This is a genomic window from Microcoleus sp. F4-D5, assembly GCF_036704885.1.
Classification (GTDB): Bacteria; Cyanobacteriota; Cyanobacteriia; order Cyanobacteriales; family Microcoleaceae; genus Microcoleus.
This window is the reverse complement of record NZ_JAUBSX010000196.1, coordinates 1-1359: the sequence shown is the minus strand read 5'-3', so window position 1 is coordinate 1359 and position 1359 is coordinate 1. Positions and strand designations below refer to the sequence as shown.

The window sequence follows — 1359 nt, the reverse complement described above, 5'->3', positions numbered from 1 at the left end:
GTCATTGGTTTTCTCACAGGATGGTCTTGGATCTTACATTCTTTATCTCTAGCACATCTTTAGAAAAATGGTATTACAAGCACAAGTAGAAGAATTTAAAAAGTTCACGGGATTCTACCCAGAATCAATTCATGTAGATCGGATATATAGACAGGGTAAGAGCATCTCAATCAAGCTTGACAAAACGAGTTGAGAACAGTCATCATATAATCATTATTCATAGAAGCCTGTTTGATTTTTTGACGAAGACTACGCTGCAATGTTTTCTCCTGATTAAGAGCGTTAAGTGCCATCCGTCTCTCTATGGCAACATTACGAGGACTATGACCTGAACGAATCCGACATTGATCCTCATGGAACGTGACATCTAAAGTCCAATGAACTTGGTTTTCAATCGTCCAATGTTGACGAATGGCACGACCAAGAGCTTGAGCATCCTCCGGCAGAGAACTTAGATAAAATTGGACTTCACGAGTCGTTTTGTTCCAAAGATGGCGGATTCTTTCAATAATGACGATGGTTTGCAGTCCCGACCATTGGTCTTGTTGATAAAGACCACCGAAAGCCTCTAAAGGAACAGCCCAAACATAACGTTTTTCAGTGCGATGGTGTCTTTTTTCAATTTGTTGGTTATAACTAATGTTAATGCCTTCAAAGTTATTAGCTCTTCTGGTATCAAACCATTCTTTAACCTGAGAATGTAAAGTAGGATGATTGGCTTTAAGAGATACAATATAATTAGCTTTTTTGTGGCGAATTTGTTTCACAATCTCGGTTTGACTTCCCATCGCATCAATGGTAACGATCGCCCCGCTCAGGTCTAATAATTCTAAGAGTGCCGGAATTGCCGTAATCTCGTTGGAATGATCCTCAACTTTAACTTGCCCTAAAACTAAACGCTGTTCACTTGCCCAAGCCGTGACCAAATGCAAAGCTTTTATGCCTTGATTACGGTCATAAGAACCTCTAACACTTTTGCCATCGATGGGGATAATCTCGCCAACTATCGAACCAAGCATACTTTGAAGCCACTTCGCTAAACATTGTTCTAAAGCCTGAGGATTAATTCTTTCACTCGACGAGTCGAAAAGTATCATCACTCGGGATACCATTGGGTAATTCGAGAAATTCCTCTAACCATTGCTGTTTAGCGATGCCATAATTTTCCATGTCTTCCCAACCTTCGGCACCGCCAATGACGGCTAAAATAGAGATTACTAAAATATCTTTTAATAAGTGTTTTTGGGTTCTTTGAACTCGGGGGTCCGGGATCTCTGCTACATAGGGCTTGCTGAATAAGAGCGAAAAGGAGACACCAGAGGGATTGCGTCGCAGAAAAACCTGTGGAAGTGTAAGGTG

At 40.9% G+C, this 1359-nt stretch carries 1 pseudogene; it reads right to left on the bottom strand.

Annotated features, from left to right (window positions below):
- Positions 1 to 170: 170 nt before the first annotated feature.
- Positions 171 to 1335: pseudogene (locus tag QUA80_RS33545) on the bottom strand (ISAs1 family transposase).
- Positions 1336 to 1359: the final 24 nt, after the last annotated feature.